At 66.3% G+C, this 24,836-nt stretch carries 27 protein-coding genes; 22 read left to right on the plus strand and 5 right to left on the minus strand.

Features of this window, described 5'->3' with window-relative positions; all coding sequences use genetic code 11:
* Both RSO01_RS29095 and RSO01_RS49760 read right to left on the minus strand, forming a co-directional pair.
* Window positions 1-456 carry a chromate resistance protein ChrB domain-containing protein gene (locus RSO01_RS29095; protein ID WP_147154068.1) on the minus strand — a complete coding sequence of 152 codons (456 nt, stop codon included), beginning with the start codon at window positions 454-456 and terminating at the stop codon, window positions 1-3.
* Window positions 453-1,394, minus strand: coding sequence for a Fe-Mn family superoxide dismutase (locus RSO01_RS49760; protein ID WP_147154069.1), 942 nt, complete (start codon window positions 1,392-1,394; stop codon window positions 453-455). The genes RSO01_RS29095 and RSO01_RS49760 overlap by 4 nt, the downstream gene beginning before the upstream one ends.
* 114 nt (window positions 1,395-1,508) lie before the next feature.
* Here RSO01_RS49760 and RSO01_RS29105 point away from each other — a divergent pair, with 114 nt between their 5' ends.
* The 9 genes from RSO01_RS29105 to RSO01_RS29145 all read left to right on the plus strand — a co-directional run bounded on the left by RSO01_RS29105 (window position 1,509) and on the right by RSO01_RS29145 (window position 13,071).
* The gene (locus tag RSO01_RS29105) at window positions 1,509-2,501 is read left to right on the plus strand and encodes a chromate resistance protein ChrB domain-containing protein (protein ID WP_174825961.1); all 993 of its coding nucleotides are present in this window, start codon (window positions 1,509-1,511) and stop codon (window positions 2,499-2,501) included.
* Window positions 2,498-3,898, plus strand: a complete 1,401-nt coding sequence (gene chrA, locus RSO01_RS29110) for a chromate efflux transporter (RefSeq protein WP_147154070.1) — start codon at window positions 2,498-2,500, stop codon at window positions 3,896-3,898. The genes RSO01_RS29105 and chrA overlap by 4 nt, the downstream gene beginning before the upstream one ends.
* Window positions 3,899-3,939: 41 nt before the next feature.
* A complete protein-coding gene (locus RSO01_RS29115; RefSeq protein WP_147154071.1) occupies window positions 3,940-4,638 on the plus strand; it encodes a superoxide dismutase in 699 nt (232 codons plus the stop codon).
* Window positions 4,639-4,689: 51 nt separating this feature from the next.
* The gene (locus RSO01_RS29120; RefSeq protein WP_147154072.1) at window positions 4,690-5,949 is read left to right on the plus strand and encodes an MFS transporter; all 1,260 of its coding nucleotides are present in this window, start codon (window positions 4,690-4,692) and stop codon (window positions 5,947-5,949) included.
* 301 nt (window positions 5,950-6,250) lie between these two features.
* Window positions 6,251-8,716, plus strand: coding sequence for a 3-keto-alpha-glucoside-1,2-lyase-like domain-containing protein (locus RSO01_RS29125; protein WP_147154073.1), 2,466 nt, complete (start codon window positions 6,251-6,253; stop codon window positions 8,714-8,716).
* A gap of 33 nt (window positions 8,717-8,749) precedes the next feature.
* Window positions 8,750-10,015 (plus strand): glycosyltransferase family 4 protein, encoded by a 1,266-nt coding sequence (locus RSO01_RS29130; protein WP_147154074.1) that lies wholly within the window; start codon window positions 8,750-8,752, stop codon window positions 10,013-10,015.
* 166 nt (window positions 10,016-10,181) lie between these two features.
* Window positions 10,182-10,856, plus strand: a complete 675-nt coding sequence (locus RSO01_RS29135; protein WP_147154075.1) for a response regulator — start codon at window positions 10,182-10,184, stop codon at window positions 10,854-10,856.
* The gene (locus tag RSO01_RS29140; protein ID WP_147154076.1) at window positions 10,853-12,232 is read left to right on the plus strand and encodes a sensor histidine kinase; all 1,380 of its coding nucleotides are present in this window, start codon (window positions 10,853-10,855) and stop codon (window positions 12,230-12,232) included. Before RSO01_RS29135 ends, RSO01_RS29140 begins: the two co-directional genes overlap by 4 nt.
* Window positions 12,233-12,345: 113 nt before the next feature.
* Window positions 12,346-13,071 carry a rhodanese-like domain-containing protein gene (locus RSO01_RS29145; protein ID WP_170303440.1) on the plus strand — a complete coding sequence of 242 codons (726 nt, stop codon included), beginning with the start codon at window positions 12,346-12,348 and terminating at the stop codon, window positions 13,069-13,071.
* An 18-nt stretch (window positions 13,072-13,089) separates the two neighbouring features.
* Here the strand turns inward: RSO01_RS29145 and RSO01_RS29150 are convergent, their stop codons facing one another.
* Entirely contained in the window at window positions 13,090-13,386 is a 297-nt protein-coding gene (locus tag RSO01_RS29150) for a hypothetical protein (protein WP_147154078.1), read from the minus strand.
* A 146-nt stretch (window positions 13,387-13,532) separates the two neighbouring features.
* Here RSO01_RS29150 and RSO01_RS48325 point away from each other — a divergent pair, with 146 nt between their 5' ends.
* The 3 genes from RSO01_RS48325 to RSO01_RS29160 are packed head-to-tail and all read left to right on the plus strand — an operon-like array spanning window position 13,533 to window position 15,983.
* Window positions 13,533-14,045: a hypothetical protein gene (locus RSO01_RS48325; protein WP_174825962.1), complete on the plus strand. Its 513-nt coding sequence runs from the start codon at window positions 13,533-13,535 to the stop codon at window positions 14,043-14,045.
* A gap of 11 nt (window positions 14,046-14,056) precedes the next feature.
* A complete protein-coding gene (locus RSO01_RS29155) occupies window positions 14,057-14,983 on the plus strand; it encodes a DUF1259 domain-containing protein (protein ID WP_246158898.1) in 927 nt (308 codons plus the stop codon).
* A 10-nt stretch (window positions 14,984-14,993) separates the two neighbouring features.
* On the plus strand, window positions 14,994-15,983 hold the full coding sequence (locus tag RSO01_RS29160; RefSeq protein ID WP_246158899.1) for a YncE family protein: 990 nt from the start codon (window positions 14,994-14,996) through the stop codon (window positions 15,981-15,983).
* 19 nt (window positions 15,984-16,002) lie between these two features.
* On the opposite strand, the gene RSO01_RS29165 is transcribed toward RSO01_RS29160, so the two are convergent.
* Window positions 16,003-16,287: a hypothetical protein gene (locus tag RSO01_RS29165; protein ID WP_147154080.1), complete on the minus strand. Its 285-nt coding sequence runs from the start codon at window positions 16,285-16,287 to the stop codon at window positions 16,003-16,005.
* A gap of 66 nt (window positions 16,288-16,353) precedes the next feature.
* Here RSO01_RS29165 and RSO01_RS29170 point away from each other — a divergent pair, with 66 nt between their 5' ends.
* Genes RSO01_RS29170 through RSO01_RS29195 form a run of 6 tightly spaced genes read left to right on the plus strand, consistent with a single transcriptional unit; the run spans window position 16,354 to window position 21,297 of the window.
* Window positions 16,354-16,605 (plus strand): DUF3297 family protein, encoded by a 252-nt coding sequence (locus RSO01_RS29170; protein WP_147154081.1) that lies wholly within the window; start codon window positions 16,354-16,356, stop codon window positions 16,603-16,605.
* 8 nt (window positions 16,606-16,613) lie between these two features.
* A complete protein-coding gene (dmeF, locus tag RSO01_RS29175; RefSeq protein ID WP_147154082.1) occupies window positions 16,614-17,552 on the plus strand; it encodes a CDF family Co(II)/Ni(II) efflux transporter DmeF in 939 nt (312 codons plus the stop codon).
* Between the two features lie 6 nt (window positions 17,553-17,558).
* Window positions 17,559-18,503, plus strand: coding sequence for a TAXI family TRAP transporter solute-binding subunit (locus RSO01_RS29180; protein ID WP_147154083.1), 945 nt, complete (start codon window positions 17,559-17,561; stop codon window positions 18,501-18,503).
* A 52-nt stretch (window positions 18,504-18,555) separates the two neighbouring features.
* Complete coding sequence (locus RSO01_RS29185; protein WP_147154084.1) at window positions 18,556-18,792, plus strand: hypothetical protein; 237 nt, start codon at window positions 18,556-18,558, stop codon at window positions 18,790-18,792.
* Window positions 18,793-18,838: 46 nt separating this feature from the next.
* The gene (locus tag RSO01_RS29190) at window positions 18,839-20,821 is read left to right on the plus strand and encodes a protein-L-isoaspartate(D-aspartate) O-methyltransferase (protein ID WP_147154085.1); all 1,983 of its coding nucleotides are present in this window, start codon (window positions 18,839-18,841) and stop codon (window positions 20,819-20,821) included.
* A 20-nt stretch (window positions 20,822-20,841) separates the two neighbouring features.
* The gene (locus RSO01_RS29195; protein WP_147154086.1) at window positions 20,842-21,297 is read left to right on the plus strand and encodes a CBS domain-containing protein; all 456 of its coding nucleotides are present in this window, start codon (window positions 20,842-20,844) and stop codon (window positions 21,295-21,297) included.
* Between the two features lie 58 nt (window positions 21,298-21,355).
* Here the strand turns inward: RSO01_RS29195 and RSO01_RS29200 are convergent, their stop codons facing one another.
* Window positions 21,356-21,811 carry a GNAT family N-acetyltransferase gene (locus tag RSO01_RS29200; RefSeq protein ID WP_147154087.1) on the minus strand — a complete coding sequence of 152 codons (456 nt, stop codon included), beginning with the start codon at window positions 21,809-21,811 and terminating at the stop codon, window positions 21,356-21,358.
* 63 nt (window positions 21,812-21,874) lie between these two features.
* Between RSO01_RS29200 and RSO01_RS29205 the strand changes: the two genes are divergently transcribed.
* The 4 genes from RSO01_RS29205 (at window position 21,875) to RSO01_RS29220 (ending at window position 24,754) form a co-directional block, all read left to right on the plus strand.
* The gene (locus tag RSO01_RS29205; RefSeq protein ID WP_147154088.1) at window positions 21,875-22,381 is read left to right on the plus strand and encodes a c-type cytochrome; all 507 of its coding nucleotides are present in this window, start codon (window positions 21,875-21,877) and stop codon (window positions 22,379-22,381) included.
* 33 nt (window positions 22,382-22,414) lie between these two features.
* Window positions 22,415-23,098, plus strand: a complete 684-nt coding sequence (locus RSO01_RS29210) for a cupin (RefSeq protein WP_174825963.1) — start codon at window positions 22,415-22,417, stop codon at window positions 23,096-23,098.
* Window positions 23,099-23,105: 7 nt separating this feature from the next.
* Entirely contained in the window at window positions 23,106-24,008 is a 903-nt protein-coding gene (locus RSO01_RS29215) for a YihY/virulence factor BrkB family protein (RefSeq protein ID WP_246158900.1), read from the plus strand.
* A 143-nt stretch (window positions 24,009-24,151) separates the two neighbouring features.
* The gene (locus RSO01_RS29220; protein WP_147154089.1) at window positions 24,152-24,754 is read left to right on the plus strand and encodes a hypothetical protein; all 603 of its coding nucleotides are present in this window, start codon (window positions 24,152-24,154) and stop codon (window positions 24,752-24,754) included.
* The last annotated feature ends 82 nt before the right edge of the window (window positions 24,755-24,836 follow it).

Here is a 24,836-nt window from a genome sequence, read left to right on the forward strand (position 1 = left end):
TCAGGTCATCTTGGGCGGCCAGTTATGCGTCTCGCCCACGAGGTGGCGGCACCACGCATAGAGCGCGTCGTACATCACCATGCCGTGCTTCAGCATCTCGTGGTCGTCCGCGTAGACGTGGCTCAGCCCCAGCGAGATCGCGAACAGGCCATGCGACTGCGGCGTCAGATCCAGTCGCGAGGTGTCGGCGCCGCGCACGATGTGGGCGAGCTTGTCGAGGCCCGGCGCGTCGAGCTTGTATTCGGCGATGAAGGCGTCGAAGCTGCACTTCTCGCCGACGTGGCTGAACTTCACCCCCGGGATGTCGTAGGGGACGGCGCCGGTCTTCTCGGCAGTCGTCAGCACCTGGTCGGCCGGCACGTAGAGGAACTCCGGCTGCTTCTCGATGAAGCGCTGGATCAGCCACGGGCAGGCTATGCGGTCGATCTTCGGCCGCTCACGTGTGACCCACTTCATGCCTTGTCTCCTTCCTTGAGAGGTTCGGTGGGATGGCCGTCGGCACGCCAGGTGCCCAGACCGCCGGCTACCGCGACGGCATCGATGCCGCGCTCGCGCAGCTTGGCCACGCAGTCGCCGCCGATCTCGAAGCCCCAGGCGCAGTAGACGAGGGCCTTGCTGCCCTTGGGCAGAGAGGCGGCGATGGCTTCGACCTGCTCCGGTGGCGCGCGGCGGGCGCCACGCAGGCCGACCGGGATCATCGCGGCGTCGGCGTTGAGCCGCGCGTCGATCACCAGCAGGTCGGGTTCGCTCTCCAGTCGCTGCCGGGCGGCTTCGGGCGAGATCATCGCGTCGGTGCGCCACGGGCTTTCCGAGCCCGCGAAGCGCTCGGCGATCCGGGGCCAATGCAGGTTGTTCATGAAAGCGTCGACGTACGCACCGACGTTGGCGCCGAAGTCGAGGTGGTAGGAATGCTCGTACATGTCGAGCGCCAGGATCGGCGTGCCGCCGGCGAGGCTGTGCGTGTGGTCGGCCTGCCAGACATTGGTGAGGGTGCCGTCGCGCGGTGAGCGGGTCAGCACCACCCAGCCCGAGCCACCGCCCAGCGCGCGGCCCATGGCTGTGAACTGGGCATGCCAGCGCTCGGTCGAGCCGAAGTCGCGGGCGATTGCCTCGCCCAACGCGCCGTCGGGCTGGCCGCCGCTGCCACCCAGCGCGTCGAAGTAGAGCTCGTGCAGCAGCATGGAGTTGGTCGCGATCAGCTCCTCGCGCTTCAGGCCGTTCAGCATGAATCCGGGGGCGGCGGCCGGATCGAGCCCCTTCAGTTCGCCGCGGATCGCATTCAGCCGGCGTACGGCGCCGCCGTAATTGTTCTCGTAGTGGCTGGCGATCAGCCGGACGCTGAGACCGTTGAGACGCCCTGGCTTGAACGCGATGGGCTTGGTCTTGAAGGTCATTCCGATCTCCTTGATACAGTCGTTTCATAAGTCGTATAGGCCCGTGTAACGCCTGTAGCAAGGAAAAAGATACACCTGTTGCAAAATTGTTTGTTGGTGTGGTACAGGTGAACCATGAACGCTGGCGAGATCGTCTCCAAAGCCCCCTGGCTGCTGCTGATCCATCAGCTGCCGGCCAAGCCCGCCTATGCGCGGGTGAAGGTGTGGCGGCGCCTGCAGGCGCTGGGTGCGGTCATCGTCAAGAACGCGGTCTATGCGCTGCCGTCCAACGAGGAGACCCAGGAGGATTTCGCCTGGTTGACGCGCGAGATCGTCGAGCTGGGCGGCGAGGCGTTCGTCTGCGAGGCCGAGCTGGTCGGGGGCCTGGGCGATTCCGAGCTGCGCCAGATGTTCGTCGCCGCCCGCAACGAGGACTACGCACGGGTGGCCGGGGAGGCGCAAACGCTTGTTGCCCGCCTGGACGCGGCCGCAGCCGACGGCGAGCTCGCCGACATCGCCAACCAGACGGCGCGGCTGCGCAAGCAGCTGAGCGAGATCGCCGCCATCGATTTCTTCGAAGCCGACGGGCGCGACGCCGCTGAGCAGCCGATCGCACGCCTGGAACACCATCTGAGCCAAGGGAGCGAAGCCATGACCCCGCAACCCGGCGCGCCGGCCGCGCCATCAGCGGACAGCAAGATCTGGGTGACCCGCGAGCACGTGCAGATCGATCGCATTGCATCAGCCTGGCTGGTCCGCCGCTTCATCGATCCGGCGGCTCGCTTCAAGTTCGTGCCCGGCCGCAGCTATGCGCCGCGGGCCAACGAAGTGCGTTTCGACATGTTCGAGGGCGAGTACACCCACGAGGGCGACCGCTGCACCTTCGAGGTGCTGCTGCAGCGTGCCGGCCTCGATGATCCCGCGCTCGCCGCCATCGGCGAGATCATCCACGACATCGATCTCAAGGACGGCAAGTTCGGCCGCGAGGAGACGGCCGGCATCCGCACCGTCATGTCGGGCATCGCCGCCGCCCATCGCGACGACGACCAGCGTCTGGCCCGCGGCGGCGCCGTGCTCGACGACCTCTACGAGTATTTCAAGACCGCCGGCCCGGAGAAGCTGCGATGAGCGCGATTGCCGCCACCAAGGGCCACGACGTGCCAAGCCACGGCGTGCCGTTCGGCGAGGCCATGAAGGTGTGGGCGCGGGTCGCCGCGCTCTCCTTCGGCGGCCCGGCCGGGCAGATCGCGGTGATGCATCGCATCATCGTCGAAGAGAAAAGGTGGATCGGCGAGAACCGGTTCCTGCAGGCGTTGAACTACTGCACCCTGCTGCCCGGACCCGAGGCGCAGCAGCTCGCGATCTACATCGGCTGGCTGATGCACAAGACCAAAGGCGGGCTGTTCGCCGGCACGCTGTTCGTGCTGCCCGGCCTGCTCGCGATCATGGCGCTCAGCTGGATCTACGTGCTGTTCGGCAAGGTGCCGGCGATCGAGGGCCTGTTCTTCGGCCTGAAGGCCGCGGTGCTGGTGATCGTCGTGGAAGCGGTGCTGCGCGTCGGCCGGCGCGCGCTCAGGAACAACGTCATGGTGGCGCTGGCCGCGGCGTCGTTCATCGCGATCTTCTTCTACGACATACCGTTCCCCATCATCGTGTTCGGTGCCGGCGCGATCGGCTACGTCGCCGGCCGGGCGGGGGCGCAGCCTTTCCTGAGCGCGGGTGGTCACGGCAAAGTCGGCGCCAAGCAGGTCGCCGACTGCGATTCACTGCTGGGCGAGGAAACGCCCGAGCATGCAAAACCCAACCTGCGCTGGTCGCTGTCGATCGCGGCGGTGTTCCTGGCCTTGTGGCTCATACCTATCGCCGCCCTCTATGTCGGCTTGGGCGGCGGCAACGTCTTCACCCAAATCGCGATCTTCTTCAGCAAGATGGCGATTGTGACCTTCGGCGGTGCCTACGCCGTGTTGGCCTACGTGGCCCAGCAGGCGGTCGAGCACTATCATTGGGTCAAGCCGGGCGAGATGCTCGATGGCCTCGGCATGGCCGAGACGACACCCGGCCCGCTGATCATGGTCACGCAGTTCGTGGGCTTCCTCGCGGCGTGGCGCGAGCCGGGAGCGATGCCAGCGCTGCTGGCCGCGACGCTCGGCGGCCTGCTCACCACCTGGGTCACCTTCGTGCCGTGCTTCCTCTGGATCTTCTTCGGCGCGCCGTTCGTGGAGGCGCTGCGCTCGAACAAGGCGCTGGGGGCGGCGCTCGGCGCCATCACTGCCGCCGTGGTCGGCGTGATCCTGAACCTCGCGGTGTGGTTCGCGCTGCACGTGCTGTTCGCCAAGCAGGTGCCGGTGACGTTCCTCGGCGCCAGCGTCAGCGCGCCCATCCTGTCGTCAATCGACATTCCGTCGGCAGTGCTTGCGGTCGCCTCTGCCGTCGCGATCTTCCGTTTCAAGATCGGGATGATCCCGGTCCTGCTCGCGAGTGCGCTGGCGGGAATGATCTTCTACCTCGTCATGGGAGCTGCCTGAGCCAGCCTGGACGTTCCTCACTGCCGCAGAAGGAGGTTTGTATGACCATCGTGCAAGACCGCCGTCACTTCATCAGCATTGCCGCGGGCCTGGCCCTGGCCGCCGGCAGCGCAGAGGCCTTCGCCCAGACCACGCCGCCAAAGGTCGAATACGCGATCAAGAAGCTGCCGTTCGACCCGGCGAAGATCAAAGGCCTGTCCGAGAAGCTTCTCGTCAGCCACTGGGAGAACAACTATTCCGGCGCGGTGAGGCGTCTGAACGCCATCACCGCCCAGCTCGCTGGCCTCGATATGGCGACGGCGCCCGTCTTCGTCGTCAACGGCCTGAAGCGCGAAGAGCTGATCGCCGCCAACTCCATGATCATCCATGAGCTCTACTTCGACGGCCTGGGCGGCGAGGGTGATCCGAAGGGCGCCCTGGCCGAGGCGATGACGCGCGACTTCGGCAGCGTCGCCCGCTGGAAGGCGGAGTTCACCGCCATGGGCAAGGCGCTGGGCGGCGGTTCGGGCTGGGTGCTGCTCGCCTGGTCGCCGCACGACAAGCGCCTGATCAACACCTGGGCGGCCGACCATACCATGACGCTGGCCGGTGGCCGGCCGATCCTCGCCCTCGACATGTTCGAGCACGCCTACGCCATGGACTATGGCGCGAAGGCCGCGGGCTATGTCGACGCCTTCATGCAAGCGGTCCGTTGGGACAATGCGTTGGCGCTCTATGAGAAGTATTCCAAGGAGAGCTGACGGACGATGGGGCCGCCGATCATGCACCTCCCCCGATGACGGGGGAGGTGCATGAGCCGAGTGCGTCTTTTCCCCGAAACAGCCGACGCCAACGCCAGACGATTGGTCGCAGCGCGTGGCCTGCGCGCGCTGGTCGACGGTTATGTCAGCATCCTTCTTCCGGCCTACCTGCTGGCGCTCGGCCTCGATTCCTTCGAGGTCGGCGTGCTGGCCACGGCGACGCTGCTCGGTTCGGCGAGCCTCGCCCTCTGTGTCGGCTTCCTCACCAGCCACTTCGGCCATCGCCGCCCGCTCCTGGCGGCGGCTACGCTGATGATGGCGACCGGTTGCGCCTTCGCGGGCGTCCAGGGCTTCTGGCCATTGTTGCTGGTCGCTTTCGTCGGCACGCTCAATCCATCGAGCGGCGACGTCAGCGTCTTCCTGCCGCTGGAGCATTCCTTGCTCGCGCAATCGGTTGGCGATCGCGACCGGACGGCACTCTATGTGCGCTACAGCCTCGCCGGTTCGTTGATGGGCGCCGCCGGCACGCTGTTCGCCGTGCTGCCGGCGCTTACCGCGGAATGGTTGGACGTCTCGCCTCTTCGCATCATGCAAGGCCTGTTCCTGCTCTATGCCGCGATCGGCCTGGCGAACGGTCTGATTTACCGACAGATCGACGAGTCGCGCGTGCCCCAGGAAGGCAAGCCCAGCGCGCCGCTCGGCCCGTCGCGGGCCATCGTCTACCGTCTTGCGGCCCTTTTCTGTATCGACTCCTTCTCGGGCGGCCTGATCGTGCAGTCCATGCTGGCCCTCTGGCTGTTCCAGACCTTCGGCCTGTCGGTGGCGGCGGCGGCCAACCTGTTCTTCTGGACCAGCATCTGCTCGGCGGTGTCGATGTTTGCCGCCGTGCCGCTGGCCAACCGGATCGGGTTGGTGCGCACCATGGTGTTCACCCATCTGCCGTCCAGCCTGTGCCTGGTCGTGATCCCCTTCGTGTCGGACCTGTTCGTTGTCATCGCGCTGCTGGTGGTGCGCAGTCTGCTGTCGCAGATGGACGTGCCGACGCGCAATTCCTACGTCATGGCGGTCGTCACCCCGCCTGAGCGGCCGGCGGCGGCCAGCGTCACCTCGGTGCCGCGCAGTCTCGCATCGGCGATCGGACCGGTGATTGCCGGATATCTGTTCCTGCTTTCGGGTTTCGGTTGGCCGCTGTTGCTCGCCGGTATACTGAAGTCGGGCTACGACCTCGCGCTACTCGCCTTGTTCAGTCATGTGCGGCCGCCGGAGGAGCGTGAGGCAGCGCGGGCCAAAGCGGCTACGTCTGGCGGGTAGTTCGACCTTCAAATGGAAGCCACTGCGCATCGGATTTCAGGATGAGCCCCGCGAGCGTGAGCAAACTCACAGACGTTCGGACGCCACCGATGGCAACGTAAAGTTGCGAAGGTCGGCGCATCGGTAATCACAAGAAGAAACTACGAACTACCGCGTCAGGCGACGATATGAGCCCCGACCTCAGCGCGCCGTAGAGTCCAGTGAAGAAGGAACGGTTTGGTTCAGTGTGCGGAGCCTGTCTGCTCGCGCGCGACTAAGGACCAATTCACTTGCCCTCATCGCCGTCATTCGAGGTGCTGCCATGCCCACGAGTTCCATACCCCAAAACACCGATTTCACTCGCGACGTCCTCGGACGCTACGTCTGCAACGGCCTCGATGAGGCACTCGCCAGCAGCGATCCGGGACTCAACCCCAGCGCGCGTCCGTTCGATGTGATCGTTGTTGGCGGTGGTTCCTTCGGGCCGATCCTTGCGCAGCACCTTCTGTACGTCGACCAGGCGCGGTCGCGCCGCACGCTCGTGCTCGACGCGGGCCGGCTCGTGCTCACCGAACACGTCCAGAACCTGCCGATACTTGGCTTGACTGTCCCCGGGCCAATTTCAGTCGACCCTGGCGTTGCCCGCGCCGAGGTCTGGGGCATGCCGTGGCGGACCGATGTGCCGCGCGGCTTTCCCGGCCTGGCCTACTGCCTCGGCGGCCGCTCCGTGTATTTCGGTGGCTGGTCGCCGCAGTTGTTGCCGTCCGAGACGCCGGCCGTGTGGCCGGCGGGCCTCCTGGCCGACCTCAACGGGCCGTTGCCGGGAGGCGGTGACGGTTATTTCCGCCAGGCCTCCGAGCAGATCGGCACCACCACCACGAACGATTTCATCTTCGGAGAGCTGCACACTGCATTGCGCGCGCAGCTCCGCCAAGGCATCGACGCCAACACCGTCACGGATGCGATCCCGCTTGCCCAGCTACCCCTGCACCTCGATGACGTGCCCAATGCACAGCAAGACCTGTTCAAGCTGGAGGCGCCGCTCGCCGTGCAGGCACAGCCACCGCACGCCGGCTTCTTCCCTTTCAACAAGTTTTCCAGCCTGCCGTTACTGATCGAATCCAGCCGTGCTGCGCAATTCGAAACCGGCGGCGACGACACGCGTAAACGCCTGATGGTCGTGCCCGACTGCCACGTGACCCGCCTGATCACCGACGGCAGTGGTCCGATCCGCCGCGTCACTGCCGTGGAAACCAATCGCGGCGTCGTTCAAGTGCCCGAAGAGGCGGTTGTCGTGCTCGCCCTCGGCACGATCGAAAACGGACGGATCGCTCTGGTCTCGCTGCCCGGCCTGCCTGGCGTCGAGCGGATCGGCGCCAATCTGATGGCGCACCTGCGTTCCAACCTCACGATTCGGCTGCCGCGCGCGGCGATAGCCGGGCTCGACCCGGGCGTGAACGAACTGCAGGCATCTGCCCTGTTCGTCAAGGGCCGCCACGCCCATACCGATGGGCTTTTCGGTCATTTTCACCTGCAGATCACCGCTGCCGGCCTGAACAAGCCGAGCACCGACTCGGAGGCGGAGCTCTTCAAGAAGATTCCCGACGTGGACACGATCGCCGCCTTCCGTCACGCCAACGATGACAAGATCGTCCTGACCATTCGCGGCATCGGCGAGATGAGACCGAACAACCCGGCAACCCTGGTGAAGCTTGCCGGCGAGACCGACGAGTTCGGAATTCCCCGTGCGTTCGTATCGATCAATCCCGGGGTGGAGGACGGGATTTTGTGGAATGCCATGGATACGGCCGCCGACCAGGTGGCGCTCATCTTCGCCAATGGTCTGCCTTACGAAGTGCTCTCCGGGTCCGCATTCCAGCCGGTGGCAGCCAATCAGCCGGCGTCGGCGGTGCTGGCGTTTCCGAATCGTCGCGACGGCCTTGGCACCACGCACCACGAGGCGGGCACGCTGGCCATGGGCGACGATCCCGATACGTCAGTCACGAACGCCAATGCGCGCTTCCACAGGGTGCCCAATCTCTACGTTGCCGGCCCGTCGCTGTTCCCGACGGTCGGCTCACCGAACCCAATGCTTACCGGCACTGCGCTGGCGCGCCGGCTGGCGGACAACCTTGCGGCGCCGTTCATCGCGCAGGCAGGCTTCACCTCCTTGTTCGACGGCGCCTCGCTGCAAGGCTGGCGGATGTCCACCATCCGCAACCAGCCCGGCCGCGACGACCCGGGCCACTTTGTCGTAACCAATGGGGCGCTGGTCTCCGTGCCCGGTTCGGACATCGGGCTGTTGTGGCATGCCCAGCCCACCCCGCCGGACTATCTGCTCAAGCTCGAATGGCGACGCTGGCAGGAAGATGCGAACTCCGGCGTGTTCCTGCGCTTTCCCGACCCCGAAAGTCGCAACTACGACAATTCCGCGTTCGTGGCCGTCGACTTTGGCCTTGAGGTGCAGATCGACCAGCTCGCTTCCCCAGATGGCTTGCCGATCCACAAGACGGCGGCAATCTACGGCTTGCAAGGACCCAATAATCCGAATGCGCTCCCCGTGAATGCCATCGGCGAGTGGAATGCGTTCGAGATCCAGGTCCAGGGCCAGAACTACGCCGTAACCCTGAACGGCGTGCCGGTTACTGCATTCACCTTCGTGCCGGGCTCCGACGCCGCACATCCCGATCGGGGTATGCCGAGCACCAACGCCGTCCCGCGCTTCATTGGATTTCAGACACACACGCGCCGCGTCGCCTTTCGCAATATCCAGTTGAGGCCGCTGTAGAAGGCGAGGCGCGCCTGGTGGGGCATTCAGCAAATGCGAGTCTTCCACCTCACGACTGAGTTTCCTCCGCTCGTCTATGGCGGGCTAGGCACGGCCATCGGGGGGCTTGTCGCCGCTTCGGCGCGTGCTGGCATCGAAGTCACGGTATTGCTGGTCGCTGGTGATGCCAAAGCTTCGTATCAGTGGCCAGCGAAGACGTGGCAGGCCGATGCCGTCGACGCTGTCGACCATGGGGACGCCGGTATCCATCTTCTCCATGCCTCGCATGACAATGCGGAAGCGGTCGCTGTCGATTGGTTGCGGGCCTGCCGGGCGGACGTGCTGCATCTGCACGTCTTTTGGCTATGGCCGCTGGCGCGTAGGCTGCGGGAGCGGACTGGCATCCCCATTGTCTACACGGTGCATTCGCTGGATCGCGCCGAGTACGAACTCGGTCAAGGACCGCCGGAATGTCTGACGCAGTCCGACCTGCAGGAGAGCCTGATTGCGTCCGCCGATCGGATCGTGGCGCTGACGCAAAGCGAAAGCGCCTTGATCGCCGCTTACGTTCCCGCCGCCTGCGGCCGTGTCAGGGTGGTCGGCAACGGCATCGAAGATTGTCCCGGGGCACTCGCAACAGCGAGCCGACCTCCGACAACCGGCCCGCTCACGGTCCTCTATTCAGGGCGCTTCGTCGAACGCAAGGGCGTGCGGGACCTTCTTGCGGCCGTGCCGCTCGTGTTGGAGCGCGCACCGAATACAAGCTTCGTCCTGGCTGGCGGCCACCGGCATTGCAGCGGCGACGACATGGCCCGTTATTGGCTGCCGGTGGGCTTCGAGCGCTATCGGGAGCGGGTGAGATTTACCGGCTGGCTTTCTTCGCAAGACCTCGCGCGACTGTATGGCCAGGCGGATGTCCTGGTAGTCCCAAGCTGGTATGAGCCGTTTGGCATGGTGGTGCTCGAGGGCATGCTTTACGGATTGCCCATCGTCGCTTCGTCAGTCGGCGGCCCGGCGGAGATTCTCGAGCACGAACGCACTGGCCTGCTGCATCCACCGCGCGATGGAATTGCGCTCGCAGCAGCGCTTACGCGACTGATCGAAGAACCAGGTTTGCGTCAGCGCTTGCGTCAGGAGGCGGCCCGCGAGGTGCGGCAAACGTGGCTGTACTCAAAGGTCGTGCGGCGGATGTGCTCCGTCTACGCCGAGATGTGTACCGATGCGTCCGAAACGCCAACAAAGATCGGATTGCCCGGCTCTCCGCGGGGTCATTTCCCAATCATGAGACGAGAGCCTCACCATGTCAGTGCCGCTCCCTGATCATTGGCCGACCGCTTCGGCCGCGCCACGCTCCCCGCCGGAGGAGCAGGAGGCAGCGCGGGCCAAACGTGCCGAAGCTTAAAGCTCCCTTAAAGTTGCCTTGTGAGTCTGCGAGTTTGGGCACGGGATAGCCAAACGCGACGGTGCCAAGGAGCTGTTGCTCGAGATGCGAATTCTGGTGGTCGAGGACGAAAGCCGCATCGCCGAGATTCTCCGCGCAGCATTGTCGCGCGCGGGGCTCACCGTCGATACGGTGCGACTCTTTGCCGAAGCCAGTGTGGCCGTAGCGACCAATCCCTACGATGCCGTCATCCTCGATCTCGGCTTGCCCGACGGTGACGGACTCTCGCTCCTGGCGGAGATGCGGGCCCGCGGCTGCACTGTTCCCATCCTCGTGTTGACCGCGCGTGACGCCGTAGAACATCGCGTCGCCGGTCTCGATGCCGGGGCCGACGACTACCTGATCAAGCCCTTCGCCACGAGCGAGGTCGTCGCGCGTGTCAAGGCTCTCCTGCGTCGACCTGGCGGCGCGCTTGGAGCCGTCCTCAGCAGTGGCAACGTTGCTTTCGACACGGTCGGCCGCGACGTCCGCATCGGCGACGCCGTTCTCGCCCTGCCGCGGCGCGAGAGCGCGATCCTGGAGCATCTGATGCGCCGGGCCGGTCGCGTCGTACCCAAGGCCGTGCTGGAGGAGAAGCTTTACGGTATCGACGACGAGCTGGGATCGAATGCCATACCGGTGCATGTCCACCATCTGCGCCGCAAGCTGATCGATGGTGGCGCAACGGTCGAGATCCATACGGTGCGTGGCGTCGGTTATCTACTGGTCGGTCAAAGATGAGCCGGCGTCGCCTGCATTCCCTGCAACTGAGGCTGGTCCTGCCGCTGGTGTTCCTGTTCATCGTCGGCGCGGCGGTCATCGTCGGTTTCGTCATCTGGCGCGCCTACGACTCGGCCGATTCCCTGGCCGACCGCGAGCTCAGCCTGCGGGCGGCCGATCTCGCCAGCTACCTGGTCCGCCAACCGGATGGCACGGCGCGGCTGGACCTGCCGGAAAATCTTCGCCAAGCCTACGGCGCCGCACCGGCTGCCGACATCTTCGCGATTCGGGGCGCCGACGGTCGCTTGATCGCGGCCATGCCGCAAAGCTTTGGCTCGGTCGTCGAGCGCTGGACGTCCGCATCGGAACATGCCGGCTACTTCCATCTCAAGGAACTTCCCGGGCGCAGCGATGACTACTATGGCCTGGGGCTCGCGCTCGACAGTGCGGCGGGTCCGGTATCCGTCTGGGTGGCGCGGGCGAATGGCGCCACGGCGCTCGTCCATTCGATGCTCGAGGAATTCGTCTTCGACATCGCCTGGGTCATTCCGCTGTTCATGCTGTTGGCGCTTGGCATCGCCATTCTGACGACCCGCAAAGCGCTCGCGCCGGTGCGCGCCCTGTCGGAAGTCGCGGGCTCCATCGGACCGAGCACGACCGCGGTGCGGCTGCCGCAAGCGAGCCTGCCCAGCGAGATAGAGCCGCTGGTCGCGGCCGTGAACCGGGCCCTCGATCGCCTCGAGCAAGGCTTTGCCGTCCAGCGGCAGTTCACCGCCAACGCCGCACACGAGTTGCGCACGCCATTGGCCATCGTTACCGGCGCTCTCGAGGGCATGGACCCGTCGCCCGAGCTCGACAAGCTCAAGCTCGATGTGGCGCGCATGAACCGCCTGGTGGGACAGCTGTTGAGTGTTGCGCGCCTCGATGCGATCGCACTGGACGTTTCCGGCATGGTCGACCTCAATGACGTGGCACGCCAAGCCGTCGCCAACATGGCTCCCTGGGCGTTGGCACAGTCCCGCAGGCTGGCCTTCGACGGCGCCAGGCATCCGGTCGTGGTCAGCGGCAACGTCCATGCGATCGACGACGCCGTTCGCAATCTGGTGGAAAACGCCGTGGCGCACGCACCACCCGAGAGCGAGGTGATCGTGAGCGCGCGACCGGACGGTCGCATCGAGGTCAGCGATTGCGGTCCAGGCGTGCCGCCGCAGGATCGTGAACGGATCTTCGACCGCTTCTGGCGCAGCAAGGCCGCACCCGCGCATGGCGCGGGGCTGGGCCTTGCCATCGTGGCCGAGATCATGAAGGCCCATGGCGGGCGCGCCGAGGTCAGTGCGGGCGCTGAGGGCGGCGCCGTGTTCACCCTCGCCTTTCCGATGTCCGCAGCCGCACGCTAAACTTGCGTTAAACACAGTGCTTCAGCCTGCGTGCGCCACAACAACAGGGGCACGACATGATGGGCAGGCGAAGCGGGACATATTTGATCGTCGCAACGATGTTGGCGGGAGCAATGTCCCTCCAACAGCCGTCGGCCCAGCCGTCGGATCGGTCGGACATCCAGGACGGCGTCGTCGGTGGAGGAAACAGCCCCGAGGTCAGCACCGCGCAACTGCGACGCGCGCTCGCCGAGGCAAGCGCCATCGTGCTCGATGCCAGGCCGTACGAGGAATACGCGGTGAGCCACGTACCTGGCGCATGGGCGGTGCGGGGGATGCCGGGCACGACGCCTGCGCTGTATGTTGCCGACGTCACGGCGATCGTGGAAAGCCTGCCCGACCGCGAACAGCCGATGATCGTGTACTGCAATGGCCTTTACTGCGGCCGCAGCGAACGGTTCGCCGCCGACCTGGCGAAGGCCGGGTACCGGAACGTCCGCCGCTATCAGTTGGGTGCGCCGGGATGGCGGGCTCTGGGTGGCGTCATGCAGGTCGAGAAGCCCGCCCTGCTGCGACTCCTCGAACAGGATAAGACGGCCGTGCTGATCGACGGACGGACACAGGCCGGCGGCAAGCCGAGGCTTCGCAACGCCGTGCCGATTCCCCTGCCCGAGGCATCCAGGGCAAAGGACGACGGGCGTCTGCCGATGACGGACCACAACACGCGGATCCTCGTGGTCGCCGGGAGCGGTGATGAGGCGCGCAAAGTGGCCGAAGCCATCGTGCGCGACGCCTTCCACAACGTCGCCTACTTCGACGGCTCCTTCGCCGACTTAGGGGAGCTTCTGGAAGAGTCGTGATCCGGGGCGAGAGCCACCCTAGTCGTCGTCATCGCCGTCGTTGTCACCAGCAAGGCGCCCCGTTTGCGCATCGACCAGCACCTTGCCGGTCTGGCCATCCTTCACACCCATGGCTTGGATCATGCCGCCCTGGCGGATGGTCAGGACGTTCGTAAAGCCGTCCGATTGCAGCTTGTCGCGAACCTGCGCTTCGGTCACGGGTCGATCACCGGCGATGAAGACGGCTCCTTTGGGCTGGGCCGTCGCGATCAACACACCGGCCGCTGCAACCAGCGCGGCTCCACCGAGCAATGCCATGGCGCTTCTCGCATTCATGGTCGGTCTCTCCTCATTACTGGATGTCGATTATCGCCAGTGGAGCAACCAGCGTTTAACGCAGCGTTAAGTGTCACTCGGAGGGCGCGTAATACTGCGTTAAACCGGCCGGCCGATGGTACGACGGCACATCGGAGGTGACCGCCATGCGAGGCAATTCGATTTTCAGCATCGCCGTTGCAGCTGTCCTGCTGCCCGGCGGTCCTTCGGCGCGGGCCGAGGAGGAGACGAACCCCGCCGCTCTGGCCAAGGCGCTCCAGTCGGCGAGCCTTCCCTTAGAGAAGGCGATGAAGGTCAGTGAACGGGAGGGCAAGCCGATCTCGGCCAAGTACGAAATCGAGCACGGCGCCCTGCAGCTCTCGATCTACACCCAGAAGGGCGATCGGTTCAGCGAGCTGATCCTTGATCACAAGTCGGGCGCCGTGGCCAAGGAGGAATGGATCACCGATGGCGACGATATGAAGGCCGCCCAGGCGCAGGCCGCGGCCATGGCCAAAGCGAAAGTGTGGCTCGCCGTCGCGGCCGATCGTGCCGTGGAGACCAACACCGGCTATCGCGCGGTCAGTGTCATGCCGAAGCTAGAGGGCGACAGCCCGGTCGCCGTCGTCACCCTGATGAAGGGCGACGAGGTGAAGAAGGTCAGCGAGAAACTCAATTGAGGAGGATCGCCATGCGCTCCGTCATGAACACCGTGAAGACCACTGTTGCCGCGCTTGCGGTGGGCACTCTGCCGGCTGCCATTGTCGCGTCGGCCCCGGCCTTTGCTGCCGAGCCCGACTGGAACCAGGTTGCGCAGGCGCTCGGCAAGTCCGGCGCCGTCCAGGCTGGCGGCGTCTACCGCGTCGGTTTTCCGCGCACCGATCTCAAGGTGACGCTCGACGGCGTGGCTCTGACGCCGGGCTTTGCGCTCGGCGGCTGGGTCGCGTTTCTGCCGATGGACACGCAAGCCATGGTCATGGGCGATCTCGTGCTCACCCAGGACGAGGTGAATCCGGTCATGCGCAAGCTGCAGGAAGGCGGCATCGAGACCACGGCGCTGCACAACCACCTGCTGCGCGCCGAGCCCCTGACGCTCTACATGCATATCCAGGGCCACGGCGATCCCACGAAGCTCGCGGCGGCCATCCACTCCGGTCTCGCCGCCGGCAAGACGCCGTTCGCACCAACGCCTGGCACTGCGACCCCCGCCAACATCGACATGATCGGCATCGACCGCATCATGGGATACTTCGGTCAGGACAGTGGCGGCATCTATCAGTTCGGCGTTCCGCGTGCGCAGCCGGTCACCGAGCAGGGCATGGCCCTGCCGCCCGCCATGGGTGCGGCGAACGCCATCAACTTTCAACCGACGGGCTTCAACACCGCGGCCATTACCGGCGACTTCGTGCTCGCCGCGCAGGAGGTCAACCCGGTGATCAAGGCGCTGCAGGCCAATGGCATCGAGGTCACGGCCCTGCATAGCCACATGCTGGCCGAGCAGCCTCGGCTGTTCTTCATGCACTTCTGGGCCAACGATGATGCGCTGAAGCTCGCGAAGGGTCTGCGTGCCGCCCTGGACCAGATCGACGTCAAGAAGGACGCGGCGAGCGGGCGATAGGAGGCACGGCATGCGACGCCTGCTGATCGTGGCAGTCTTGATCGGGGTGCTGTCCGCCGGGCCGAGCCTGGCCGGGGACCCGCCGCCATTGGCGCTCGAAGCGAAGATCCCGCTCGGCACCGTGAAAGGACGCATCGACCACATGGCGGTCGACCCCGATCATGGGCTCCTATACGTGGCCGAGCTCGGCAACGACAGCGTGGCCGTCGTCGATCTGGCGGAGCGTGACGTTGCGCATCGCATTGGCGGCCTTAGCGAGCCCCAGGGCGTCGCCTACCATGCCGCCACCGGAACGCTCTACGTCGCCAACGCTGGCGATGGTTCGGTCCGGCTGTTCCAGGCTTTCGACTTCACACCGCTCGGTCGCCTCGCTCTCGGCGCCGATGCGGACAACATCCGGATCGATTCCTGGCGCAACCGCATTGTCGTCGGCTATGGCAAGGGCGCCCTGGCCGTGATCGACCCGGCAAGCCGGCGCAAGATAGGTGAAATGCCGCTGGACAGCCATCCCGAGAGTTTCCAGTTCGACGAGACGGGATCGCGGATCTTCGTCAATGTTCCGCAGGCGGACCAGATCGTCGGCCTCGACGCCGTTACCGGCAAGAAAGTCACCCTCTTCGAGAGCGCCGGCGCAAACGCCAACTTCGCGATGGCTTTAGATCCCGACGAACGCCGCCTCGTGGTTGCCTTTCGCACGCCTCCGCGTCTCGTGGGCTTCGACACGTCGGCCGGAAAGCGGCAGGCGAGTGTCGAGACCTGCCGCGATGCTGACGACGTCTTCGTCGATGCGCGGCGCCGTCGCGTCTATGTCAGCTGCGGCGAAGGCGTGATCGACGTCTTCGGCCGTGACGGCAAGGGCTACGCCCGGATCGCGCGCATTCCAACGATTGCCGGTGCGCGGACTTCTCTCTTTGTGCCGGTTAGGGACCGTCTCTACCTCGCCGTACGCGCTACGCTCTCGGAGCCGGCGGCAATCTGGGTGTTCCGGCCGGTGGACTAGGCGTCTATGTCCCTGGACGTCAAGTGGAAGGACCACGGCATTCGAACGACGCGCCCTTCGACGTCTCGCGCTTGGTTCTATACTGGACCAAGCCTTTGAAAAGGGCCGCTGTGCCTTGAGCATGGCAATAATCCTCGGCCAGCGGTCGTGCTTCCGCTTCGCTCCTTGAGTGGGTGATCACCACCGCCGGACCGTCGCCCTTGACCTCCTGCAGGTTCGATGTCCGATAGGGACTTTCGACACACGCGCCGACTGCCAGCGCTACCAGCAGGCCTGCAATGACACTATGGAAGTGATGCAGCATGGCTGAGCAAAGTTGCTCCCACCCCCATTACAGTGACCTGACACCGGGCGCTGATATAATGGGCGCATGACTGACACATCATCATCGGGCCAGCTGCCCGACCGCCTTTCGACCAACCCCAAGAGCCCTTACTACGACGAGGCGCTGCTGACCCGCGGCGTCGGCATAAAGTTCGACGGTCAGGAGAAGACGAACGTCGAGGAGTACTGCGTCAGCGAGGGCTGGATCCGCGTCGCCGTCGGCAAGACTGTCGACCGCAAAGGCAATCCGCTCACCATCAAGCTCACCGGCAAGGTCGAGCCTTATCTCGAGAAGTAGGCGTCCTCATGCACAGCCGTACGCTCGACGACTGGCGTCACGACCACGTCTTCCTCGGCGCCGCCCACGACCGCAATGAACGGCGCACTTGGCTGGTGGTCGGCCTGACCGCCACGATGATGGTGGCCGAGATCGCCGGCGGCACGCTGTTCGGCTCGATGGCGCTGCTTGCCGACGGCTGGCACATGTCGACCCATGCCGGCGCGCTTGCCATCGCCGCCTTCGCCTACCGCTTCGCCCGGCGCCACGCGCGTGATCCGCGCTTCGCCTTCGGCACCGGCAAGCTCGGCGATCTCGCGGGTTTCGCCAGCGCCGTCCTGCTGGCACTGGTCGCCCTGATGATCGGCTACGAATCGGTGGTGCGGGTCTTCCAGCCTGTGTCCATCCATTATGCCGAGGCGACCGCCATTGCCGTCATCGGCCTCGCCGTCAATCTGCTGAGCGCCTGGCTGCTGGGTGCCGATCACGATCATGGCCACGACCATGATCATGACCACGAAGATCACCATCATCACCACCACGATCACAATCTGCGTGCCGCCTTCTGGCACGTCATGGCCGACGCGCTGACGTCGGTACTGGCGATCGCGGGCCTGCTGATGGCCTGGGGCTACGGCTGGACTTGGCTCGACCCAGCGATCGGCATCGTGGGGGCGCTGGTCATCGCCCACTGGTCGTGGCGCCTGATGCACGATGCCGGCGCCGTGCTGCTCGACGCCGCGCCTGATGCCGAGCTGGCAACGGCGATCCGCGCGCGTCTCGAACAGGACGACGACCGCATCGCCGACCTGCATGTCTGGCGCGTCGGTCCGGGCCATCACGCCGCCATCGTCTCGCTGGTGTCGGATTCGCCGCTGCCGGTCGAGGACTATAAGATGCGCCTGGCCGACCTTGGGTGGCTGAGCCACGTCACGGTCGAAGTCCACCGCTGCAACCACAGCCACTGACATGCCATGCCCCATCGCAGACATTTCCTTCTCGGCGCCGCTGCCTTGGCAGCGCTGCCGGCACAGGCGCAGCCCATGAAGATCACCCTCGGCACGGCAACGCCGGGCGGCGGTTTCCCGGTCTATGGCGCGGCCTTCATCGAGGGCGTGCGCCGTACCGATCCCGGCCTGGAGATCGAGGCGATCAACACCAAGGGCAGCACCGAGAACGTGCCGCGCCTCGAAGCCGGCACGCTCGACATCGCCCTGGTGCAGGGCGAGGTCGTGCACGAGGCGATGTCGGGCGTCGGCCGGCCGCCGGCCAACCTGAAGATCATCACGGCGATGTATCCCACTGCCGGCATGTTCGTGGTGCGGGCCGATTCACCCTACCGCTCGATCGCCGATCTCAGGGGCAAGCCGATCGCCTGGGGTGCGCAGGGCTCCGGTCTGGTGATCCTCGGCCGCTATGCCATGGACGGGCTCGGCCTCGATGCCGCCAAGGATTTCCAGCCGGTCTATCTCGAGCGTGCGGGCGACGGGCCGGCCATGGTGCTCGATGGCCGGGTCGCGGCCCTGTGGGGCGGCGGCGCCGGCTGGCCGGGATTCACGACAGTGAGCAAGAGCGAGAAGGGCGCGCGCTTCGTTGCGCCCGACGCCGACGAGATCAAACGCATCCTCGCCAAGCACGCGTTCCTGAAGCCGGTCACCCAGGCGGCCGGCAGCTTTCCCGGTCAGAACGAGGCCATCCCGTCGGTCGGCTCGTGGAGCTTCGTGCTGGCGCGTCCCGACCTCGACGTCGCCGTGGCCTATCGCCTGGCCAAGGCGTTGCACGAGCTGGAGCGGCAGGGTGGCGCACCACCGCAACTCGTCGACACCACGGCGAAGAACACCGTGGTCACAGCGCCGGCCGATCGCCTCCATCCCGGGGTTGCACGGTATTTCAAGGAAACCGGCCTCAGCCGCTCGTAACCTTGCTCCACCGCACACGTTTCCTGGGCTGCACAAGCCAAAGGAGCGTTGCATGGACGACAAATCGAAGAAGGACGACCGCGTGGAGGGCGAGGGCAGCTACAGCGGCACCAAGTCCTATAACGAGGCGACGGCCAAGTTCCTGAAGAAGGGCAAGGTCGACGAGGCCGCGCAGGAGGCCAAGCGCGCGCTCGATTCCAAGGAAGCCGCCGAGCTGAAGGCGGCGGAAGCCAAGGGTCGCGCGGGCGATCCCAAGATGTGGGAGAAGAACCCCAGCCGTCCTAAATAGGTCACAAGTTCGGGCAACTCGCGTCGGCGCGGGTCGTTTGCCGGTCATGGCCACCGTCACCGATCCGCGCCGACGCATGGTCCGCCGCCAAATCGCAGGCCGCGGCATCGCCGATCGCCGCGTGCTCGCGGCAATGGAGGAGGTGCCGCGCGAGGCCTTCCTGCCGGAGGCCATGCAGGAATTCGCCTATGAGGACACGCCGCTGCCGATCGAAGAAGGCCAGACCATGTCGCAGCCCTATATCGTGGCGCGCATGGTCGAGGCCGCCGATGTCGGCGTCCTCGATCGCGTGCTCGAGATCGGCGCGGGCTCGGGCTACGCCGCCGCCGTCCTGGGCGAGCTGGCCGGCCGCGTGTTCACCATCGAGCGTCATCCCGCGCTTGCCGACCTCGCCCGCACCCGGCTCCGCCAGCTCGGCTACAACAATGTCGAGATGCGCACAGGCGACGGCACGCTGGGCTGGCCCGAGCAGGCGCCGTTCGACGCCATCATCGCCACCGCCGGCGGTCCGCGCGTGCCCGAGGCGTGGCGCGCCCAGCTCGCCGTCGAGGGCCGGCTGGTGATGCCGGTCGGCGAGACGCCGACTCATCAACGCCTGATCCGGCTGACGCGCACTGGCCTCGAGACCTGGCACGAGGAGGAGATCGAGCATGTCCGCTTCGTGGCCCTGATCGGCGAGCAGGGTTGGCCGGAAGAGCGCGAGGCCCGCAAGCCGAGCCGGCCGTCGCGGCCGCCGAGCGGTCTACATCAGCTCATCCGCGCCGCCGAGCAGCCCTTGCCCAACCTCGAAGATCCGACCTTCGCCAGTGCCTTTGATCGTTACGCCGACCGCCGCGTCGTGCTTTTGGGCGAAGCAAGCCACGGCACGTCGGAATTTTATCGCGCGCGTGCGGCGATCACGCGGCGCCTGATCGAACGACACGGCTTCAGCTTCGTGGCCGTCGAGGCCGACTGGCCCGACTCGCTCACCATCGACCGCTATGTGCGCCATCTGCCTGCGCGGCCGGGCGCGCGTCCGGCGTTCCGCCGCTTCCCGACCTGGATGTGGCGCAACACCGACGTCGAAGCCTTCGTCGAATGGCTGCGCGGCCACAACGAAGGGCAACCGGCCCAGCGCGGCGCCGGCTTCTTCGGCCTCGATATCTACAGCCTGGCGGATTCGATCGCCGCCGTGCTGGCCTATCTCGACGAGATCGATCCGGCCGCGGCCAAGGTGGCGCGCGAGCGCTACGGCTGTCTCACGCCATGGCAGCACGATCCAGCGGTCTACGGCCGCGCCGTGCTGAGCGAGCGCTATCGTGCCTGCGAGGCCGACATGGTGGCGACCCTGCGCGATCTTCTGGCCAAGCGGCTGGAGTACGCCGTCCATGACGGCGAGCAGTTCTTGGATGCCGCGCAGAATGCGCGCCTGGCTGCGGCGGCCGAGCGCTACTACCGCGCCATGTACTATGGCAGCGCCGAGAGCTGGAACCTGCGCGACCGGCACATGTTCGACACGCTGCAGCACCTGCTCGCCCATCGCGGCGAGGGGGCCAGGGCCGTGGTCTGGGCGCACAATTCCCATATCGGCGACGCTCGCTTCACCGACATGGGCCGCGTGAAGGGTGAGCTCAATCTCGGCGAGCTGTGCCGCGCCCGGTTCGGCCAGGACGCCGCCCTGATCGGCTTCGGAACCCACGCCGGCACCGTCGCCGCCGCCTCGGACTGGGATGCCCCGATGGAGGTGAAGGAGGTGCGACCGTCGCGCGAAGACAGCATCGAGCACCAGTTCCATACTGCCGGCCTGCCGCGCGCCGTGTTGCATCTCGACATACCGGGCGAGCTGCGCCGCCGCCTGCGCAGCCCGCGGCTGGAACGCTTCATCGGCGTCATCTACCGCCCCGAGACCGAGCTGCAGAGCCACTATGCCGAGGTCGAGCTGCCCGGCCAGTTCGACGCCTATGTCTGGTTCGACCGCACCACCGCCGTGACGCCTCTGCCCACCGTGCAACGCCCGGGCGTGCCGGAGACTTATCCGTTCGGGCTCTGACCACAACCCAGGAGAACGCCATGAAAGTGAGCGAGATCATGACGCGCGACGTCTGCGTCGCCCGACCCGACCACACCATCGAGGATGTCGCCCGCATGATGCTGGCGATCGACGCCGGCCTGCTGCCGGTCGGCGACGACGACCGGCTGGTCGGCACAATCACCGACCGCGACATCGCCGTACGCGCCATCGCCGAGGGCAAGGGGCCCAAGACGCCCGTGAGCGAGGTGATGAGCCAGGAGGTGAAGTACTGCTTCGAGGACGAGGACAGCGCCCACGTCGCCCAGAACATGGGCGAGCTGCAGGTCCGCCGCCTGCCCGTGCTGAACCGCGACAAGCGGCTGGTCGGCATCCTGTCCCTGGCCGATCTGGCACAGGCCGAGCGCGGCCAGCGGATCGGCAATGCGCTGCGCCAGATCGCCCAGCCCGGCGGCGAGCACACCCAGGGCGCCAACGAGCGCAGCGGCGGGATGTAATGCGTTCTTCCTCCCTTCGCGGATTCCGCGAAGGTGAGGTGTCGCAGCGACGGAAAGGCTAGCCGAGCACCTTGGCCATCAGGAAGGTCGACACGCCGTCGTGCTCCTGCAGCTCGATGAGCCGATAGCCCAACCGTTCGTAGAAGCCGCGCGCGGTGAGCGACGAGGAGAGGCTGAGCTCGCGTACGCCGACCTTGCGCGCGTGCGCTTCGAGATGGGCGACCAGCCGCGCGCCGACGCCGACCTGTTGCAGCTCGGGATCGACGAACAGCGAACGCAATCTGTCGCCGCCCAGGGCGATCGTGCCGACGACGCGATCGCCCTGCTGGCAGACGAAGACGTCGCGCTCGGCCATGCGCTGACCGACCTTGTCGGCGGCGAAGTTGGCGACAATCAGCTCGATCGCCTGCGCCTGGTAGTCCTTGCCGTTGGATATTCGGACCGTGCGCTGCACGAGCGCGCTGATCGCGGCTGTGTCATCGGGGCCGGCACTGCGTATCACCAGGTCTTTCATGACCTAACCCTAGCAGGGCGGAGGCCGGCCACTCTATGGTGCGGCTACTCATCGGGGGGCTTCATGACAAAACCGATCCTGCTCGCCGTCGTCGCCGCGCTGGCGACGGCGCCTCTGATGCCGGCGACTGCCGCCGATCCGGCCGCCATTGCCCGCGGCAAATATCTCGTCGCTATTGCCGGCTGCAACGATTGCCACACGCCGGGCTACTTTCTCGGCAAGCCGGACATGGCCCGCTTCCTCGGCGGCTCGGAAGTCGGCTTCGAGATCCCCGGGCTCGGCGTCTTCCATGGTCCCAACCTGACGCCCGACAAGGCGACCGGGCTCGGCGGCTGGACCGATGCCCAGATCGTCGCGGCCCTCCAGAAGGGCCAACGGCCCGACGGCCGCATGCTGGCGCCGATCATGCCATGGCACGCCTTCGCCAACCTCACCAAGCAGGATGTCGATGCGATCGTGTCCTATCTGCGCAGCCTGCCGCCGATCGCCAACAAAGTGCCGGGCCCGTTCGGTCCAACTGAGCCGCCGACCTCCTTCGTCATGAAGATCGTGCCGCCCGGCGCAAAATAGGCAGCCTTCCGACCCTGGGTGCGTTGCTCCGGCATGGCCGTCGTGCAGGAGCTGAAGCGCATCGTCGAGAAGCTGACCGGCTTCGGCCGGACGCGCGCCCGCGCGCTTGCCCGGCTGGTGCAGCCGCGCATGCCCCAGCTCTTTCGCTTTCGCGACGACGGCGAGACCCCCAACAACCGCCTGCCGCTGGTCGTCTATCGCGGTGCGCTCAAGCTCGACGAGGCGCACGACCCGGCCGCGGTGTTCGAGGAGACCTTCGCCTGCCACGGCTGGCGCGAGGCGTGGCGCGACGGCATTTACGACTTCCTGCACTTCCATTCGGCGACCCACGAGGTGCTGGGTTTCGCCCGCGGCAAGGTCACGATCGAGTTCGGTGGCCGCCGCGGCCGCACGCTCACCCTGCATGCCGGCGACGTCGCCGTGCTGCCGGCCGGCATCGGTCATCGTTGCGTCACGGCCAGCGCCGATCTGCTGGTGGTCGGCGCCTATCCCGCCGGCGGCCGCTACGATGAGCCCAAACCCGACGAGATCGACTACGCCGCCGCGCTGGCCTCGATCGCCAAGGTCAAGCTGCCGCGCCGGGATCCGGTCTACGGCGCCGGCGGGCCATTGATCGAGCAGTGGCGCAAGCCCGCGCCGGCGCGGCGACGCCAGGCCACTGGCAGCCGGCGCGCCAAGGCGCGGTCGGCCCGCCTCAGCCGCGCCCGGCGCGCCTGAGGCGGCCATGGCGACGGTCGATCCGTCGGCCGCAGAGCGCACAGAGGGACGCACGTTGTCCGGCAAGGTCCGGCTGCTGCTGCGCATGACCGGCGAAGGCTTCATCGAAGACGATGACTGGAGCCGCGGCGCCTCGATCGCCTACTTCACGCTGTTCTCCGTCGCGCCGACGTTGCTGGTCGTGATCGCCGTCGCCGGCCTGGCGTTCGGACACGACGCCGCCCAGGGCGCAATCGTCAGCCAGCTCGGCGGCCTGATGGGGCAACAGACCGCCGAGGCCATGCAGGGCATGATCCGCAGCGCCTCGGACAAGATGAGCGGCACGCTGGCGACGGTGCTGGGGCTGATCGCCATCCTGCTCGCCACCACAGGGGTGTTCGGCGAGGTCCAATCGTCGCTGAATGCGGTGTGGAAGGCCAAGTCGCGCCGCTCGACCCTGTCGCGCCTGGTGCGGGCGAGGATCGCCAGCCTCGGCCTGGTCATCGCCTTCGGCTTCGTACTGATGGTCTCGCTCGCCGTCAGCGCGGCTCTCACCGCTCTCATGACGTTCCTGCACGGCATCTTTCCGGTGCTGGAGGTGAGCTTGGCCGTGCTCGACTTTGCCCTGTCGATCGTTCTGCTCTCGGCCCTGTTCGCAGCCATGTACAAAGTGCTGCCCGACACGCCGATCGCCTGGCACGACGTCATCGTCGGCGCGATCTGCGCCACCCTGCTGTTCGCCGGCGGCAAGTACCTGATCGCGCTCTATATCGGCCAGAGCAACATTGCGTCGAGCTTCGGCGCGGCCGGCGCGCTGATCGTGCTGCTGCTCTGGATCTTCTATTCGGCGCAGATATTCCTGCTGGGCGCCGAATTCACGCGCGCCTGGGCCTGCGTTTTCGGCAGCCGCTGCTCCGCCGACGTTCGCTGAAGCCGGGGTGTGTCGGGGCGGTCACTATTGGTTTGATTCGGTGGATTCGTCGCCGACTGCCGCGTTTGCGCCACGTCTGTGCGCAACGCTACAGAGCTGGCGTCGTTCTTGGATTATTGGTGACGCAGCATTCTGGACGACAGATGAAACGCGGTATTGTCCTCGCGACCTTGATGATGACGGCGGCTGGCGTTGCCAGCGCCAACCTGCTGACGACGGCGCCCGCTGGTGTGACTTCGCCGTGGTCACAGGCACAACCGGCAGCCGAATCGGTGCCAGTGATCACCAGGAATAGCGCTGACAGGACCGTCACGGACAAGCCCGCCGCCGACAGGCTCGTCATCGACAGGCCCGCCACCGACAAGCGCACGGCCCAGCTAGCACCGACGGCTCCGGCCAAGGTCGCGTCGGCGCAGACCACGAAGTCCATGGTCGAGGCAAGCCAGGCGCCGGTGCCGTTCAAGCTGAAGCCGCGACCGCCGGTCAACCTGCCGCCAACCGCCGAGAAGGCGACCGAGGCCAAGGCGACGGACAAGGCCACGGACAGGCCGGCGGAAACGGCGACCGATCCGGCGGTTGATGCAGGCGGCGAGAACGCTGCGCGCGCTGCCATCGAGGCAGACGGTTACAAAGGCGTGAAGGTCCTGCGCAAGGGTACCAACGGCGTCTGGTATGCCAGCGCATTGCGCGGCAAGACGACGGTCATGCTGACGGTCGACGCCAGCGGCTCCGTCACGGCCGACTAGTAGCTCTGCACAGTGGTTTTGACGGGCTGAACGGCAAACGGGATCGCGTTCGTGCGGCTCTGTCGGGAATTTCCAGAAGCCA

Origin of the sequence: Reyranella soli, from assembly GCF_007992495.1 — a bacterium.
GTDB lineage: Bacteria > Pseudomonadota > Alphaproteobacteria > Reyranellales > Reyranellaceae > Reyranella > Reyranella soli.